This is a genomic window from Streptomyces sp. NPDC088733, assembly GCF_044751185.1.
In the GTDB taxonomy this organism is placed as follows: Bacteria; Actinomycetota; Actinomycetes; order Streptomycetales; family Streptomycetaceae; genus Actinacidiphila.
On record NZ_JBIVLH010000057.1, the window covers coordinates 1 to 4,951 of the forward strand.

The 4,951-nt window shown below is 68.0% G+C and carries 1 protein-coding gene; it reads left to right on the forward strand.

The annotated features are described in order from the left end of the window. The coding region (locus ACIP64_RS41380; RefSeq protein ID WP_401598029.1) for an amino acid adenylation domain-containing protein at window positions 1-4,951 on the forward strand (4,951 nt) is incomplete at both ends.

The window sequence follows — 4,951 nt, forward strand, 5'->3', positions numbered from 1 at the left end:
GATCCAGCTGGTCTCCCGCGCCCGCAAGGCCGGCCTGGTCATCTCCCCACGCGACGTGTTCGTCCACAAGACCGTCGCCGCACTGGCCGCAGTGGCCGGAGAACTGGACACGGCCGTCACCGAGACCGCCGACGCGGGCATCGGCAAGGTGCCCGCCACCCCGATCGTCCACTGGCTGCGCGAGCAGAACGGCCCGATCGACGGCTTCTACCAGTCGATGCTGGTCCAGACCCCCGCCACCGCCGGCCTGGACGACCTCACCACAGCCCTCCAGGCACTCCTCGACCGGCACGACGCCCTGCGCATGCGGATCACCCGCGGACACAACGACTGGCAACTGGAGACCACCCCCGCCGGCACAGTCCCAGCCGCACACTGCCTGACCCGCCACGACATCCAGCACACGCACACCGAGGCACTGCCAGACGTCATCGCCGAGCAGACCCGGGCCGCCCAGGCACGACTCGCCCCCGAAGCCGGCACGATGGTCCAGGCAGTCTGGTTCGACGCCGGACCCCAGACCCCCGGCAGGCTCCTGCTGATGGTGCACCACCTCGCCGTCGACGGCGTGTCCTGGCGCATCCTGCTCCCCGACCTCCAGTCAGCCTGGGAACAGGCCACCACCGGACACCACCCCGCACTCGACCCGGTCCCCACCTCACTGCGAACCTGGGCCACCCGCCTGACCCGAGAGGCCACCGAACCCCGACGCGTCGCCGAACTCGACCTGTGGTCCTCCATGACCACCGACAACGAACCACTCCTGACCGACCACGCACTGGACCCCAGCCGAGACACCGTGTCAACGGCACGCTCCCTCGAACTCGTCCTCCCCGCCGACGTCGTCACCCCCCTGCTCACCACACTCCCCGCCGCATTCCACGCCCACATCAACGACGTCCTGCTGACCGCCCTCAGCACCGCCCTCAACAACTGGGCACACCACCGCGGCACCAACACCGATTCCGGCATCCTCATCGAGCTCGAAGGACACGGCCGGGAAGAAATCCTCCCGGGAACCGACCTGTCCCGCACCGTCGGCTGGTTCACCTCCACCTACCCGATGCGCCTCACACCCGGAACCGCAGACATCACCAACGGCCCCGCCCTGGCCCGCGCACTGAAAACCGTCAAGGAACAACTGCGCACAGTCCCGGACAACGGCATCGGCCACGGCCTGCTCCGCCACCTCAACCCCGACACCGCACCCCTCCTGGCCACCGGCAACCGCCCCCACATCGGCTTCAACTACCTCGGCCGATTCCCCGCCACCGACCAGAACCACACCACCGACTGGGCAACAACCACCGAAGCCACAGCCCTGGGATCAGGCGCCGACCACACCCGGCCCATGCCCCACGCCCTGGAAATCAACGCACTCACCCAGGACCACCCCGACGGCCCCCGACTCCTCGCCACCTGGACCTGGCCCGACGCAGTCCTCACCGAAAACGACGTCCGCGCACTGGCCGAAAACTGGTTCACCGCCCTACGAACCCTCACCACACAAACCCACGCCGGCGGACTCACCCCCTCCGACCTCCCCCTGGTCACCCTCGACCAGACAGACATCGAAGAACTCGAAACCCACCACACCCACATCACCGACGTCCTACCCCTGTCCCCCCTCCAGGACGGCCTGCACTTCCACGCCCTCTACAACAACGACAACACACACAGCATCGACGTCTACAACACCCAGTTCGCCCTCCACCTCCACGGCAACCTCGACACACCCACCCTCCACACCGCAGCCCAAACCCTCCTCAACCGCTACCCCAACCTCCGAGCCACATTCACCCAAACCACCACAGGACAAACCACACAGGTGATCACACGGGACGTGGACGTTCCGTGGCTCGAGGTCGACCTGAACACCCTGGACGCTTCCCTCCAGCAGCAGGAACTGAGCCGACTGCTGGATGAGGACCGTGTTCGCCGGTTCGACATGACCACCGCACCACTGCTGCGCTTCACCCTGGTCCGGCTCGCGCCCGACCGGCACGTCCTGGTCTTCACCAGCCACCACATCCTCTTCGACGGCTGGTCCCTGCCCCTGGTCTTCAGCGAACTGTTCACCCTCTACACGAACGACGACTCCACCCTCCCCCCCGCCCCGGCCTTCAAGGACTACCTGCGGTGGCTCACCACGCAGAACCGCGAAGAAAGCCACCACGCCTGGCGAGAAGCACTCGCCGGCCTCGAAGAACCCACCCTCATCGCCCCCGCCGACGACCACCGCGAACCCGTCCTGCCCGAACAACTCGACATCGAACTCACCGAAGAACTCACCACAGCACTCACCACCACAGCCCGCACCACCGGAATCACCCTCAACACACTCCTCCAGGCAACATGGGCCATCCTCCTCGCCCGCATGACCGGCAAACAGGACATCGTCTTCGGCGCCACCGTCTCCGGCCGCCCCGCGGAACTCCCCGGCGTCGAGAACATGATCGGCCTCTTCATCAACACCCAACCCGTCCGAACCCGACTCGACCCCGCCGACACCCTCACCACCCTGCTCACCCGCATCCAGGACCAGCAGACCGCACTCATCGCCCACCAGCACACCCAGCTCGCCGACATCCAACGCATCACCGGACACAGCGAACTCTTCGACACCACCGTCGTCTACGAGAACTACCCCCTCGACAACGACGCGCTCACCCAACTCGCCCCCGGCATCACCGTCACCGACATCCAAGGACGCGACGCCACCCACTACCCGCTCGGTCTGGTGGCCCTTCCCGGACGCCGGCTGCGCCTGGGCCTCAGCTACCGCCCCGACCTGTTCACCCACCACGACATCGAACAGTGGGCCACCCGCCTCCAACGCATCCTGGAGACTCTGGCGGTGTCCCCCGAGATGCGTGTGAGCGCGGTGGACGCCCTCGGTGTCGAGGAGCGCGGCCTGCTGCTGGGCGAGTGGAGCGGCACGATCGGCGCGGACGGGACGGCCGCGTCGACGACACTGGCGAACCTGCTCGCGGAACAGGCGCGGCGTTCCCCCGACGCGACCGCCGTGGTGTGCGAGGACCGCACCTTGACGTTCCTCGAGCTGGACAGGCGGGCGAACCGACTGGCGCGTCTGCTCATCGAGCGGGGTGTGGGACCGGAAGTGACCGTGGGCCTGCTCCAGTCGCGTTCCGCGGACGCCATCGTGGCCGCCTTCGGCGTACTCAAGGCCGGCGGCGCCTACGTGCCGATCGACCCGAACTATCCGGCGGAGCGCGTCAACCACATCCTGGCCGATGCCGCACCCGCGCTGGTGATCACCGATGCGGAGAACAGGGCCGGCCTGCCGGCGGACGCCGGGACCCCGGTGATGCTCCTCAGGAGCCCGGAGACGGAGGCGGCGCAGGCTGGGGTGTCGGATGCCGATGTGACCGACGCGGACAGGTTGTCGCCCCTGCGAGCCTCTCATCCGGCGCTGGTCATCTACACCTCAGGCTCCACAGGGCGCCCGAAGGGGGTCGTGCTCCGCCATGCGGGCGTGGTGAATCTGTTCGAGCAGCATCGTGCCGCGTTCTACGGTCCCGTCGTCGCGGCCTCCGGGCAGGCCCGGTTCCGTGTTGCCATGACCGCCTCGCTGTCCTTCGACGCGTCCTGGGCCGAGCTTCTGTGGATGCTGGACGGCCATGAGCTCCACCTCGTCGCCGACGATGTGCGGCGGGACGCCGAGGCGGTGATCGACTACGCGCAGAGGCATGTGATCGACCTGCTGGACACCACCCCGTCATTCGCCGAGCAATTGGTGGCGAGCGGGCTGCTGGAGGCTCCGCATCGCCCTCATGTCCTGCTGCTCGGCGGAGAATCCGTGAGTCACTCGCTGTGGGAGGCGCTGCGGGAGGTCGCGCGACCGGCCGCCTTCAATTTCTATGGGCCGACCGAGACGACCATCGACGCGCTGTACCGGCCTTTGCACGGTTCCCCGCAGCCTTCGATCGGCCGCCCTGTCGGCAACACCCGGGTGTATGTGCTGGACATGGGCCTGCAACCAGTGCCCGCCGGGGTGCCGGGCGAGCTCTATATCGCGGGTGCGGGACTGGCCCGGGGGTATCTGGGCAGGGCGGACCTGACCGCTGCCCGTTTCGTGGCAGATCCCTATGGTGAGCCCGGCACCAGGATGTACCGCAGCGGTGATGTGGTCCGCTGGACCGAGGACGGTGAGGTGTTCTTCGTCGGCCGCTCCGACGACCAGGTCAAGCTGCGCGGTTTTCGCATCGAACTCGCCGAGGTGGAGTCCGTTCTGGCCCGATGCGCCGGGGTGGCCCAGTGCGCCGTGGTGGTGCGTGAGGACCAGCCGGGCATCAAGCGCCTCGTGGGGTACGTCACTCCTGTGGCGGGCATCGACAGCCTGAGCCCCCGGGACCTGCGCGAACGTGTCGCCGGCGAGCTGCCGGACTACATGGTGCCCGCGGCGGTTGTGGTGATGAGCGAGCTCCCGCTCGGAGCCACCGGGAAGCTGGACCGGGCCGCCCTGCCGGTGCCGGAGATCGCCGGCTCGGGAGGAGGCCGTGCCCCGCGGACGCCTCATGAAGTCACGCTGGCCGAGGTGTTCGCCCAGGTATTGGGCGTGACCGGAGTCAGCGCCGATGACAGCTTCTTCGACCTGGGCGGCGACTCGATCGTCTCGATCCAGCTGGTGTCCCGGGCCCGCAAGGCCGGCCTGGTCATCTCCCCACGCGACGTGTTCGTCCACAAGACCGTCGCCGCACTGGCCGCAGTGGTGCGGGACGCCGAGCCGGCCGAGGCGGCGGCCCTGGAACGAAGCCGTTCCGTACCGCTGATCGAACTGGACCAGGACGAGTTGGCCGCCCTGGAGGACGATTGGCTCCGTACGAACGCGCAGCCAGGTTTTGAGGCGGTTCTGCCTCTGTCGCCGTTGCAGGAGGGGTTCCTCTTCCACGCCTTGTACGACGAGGGCACCGTGGACCCCTACATCACC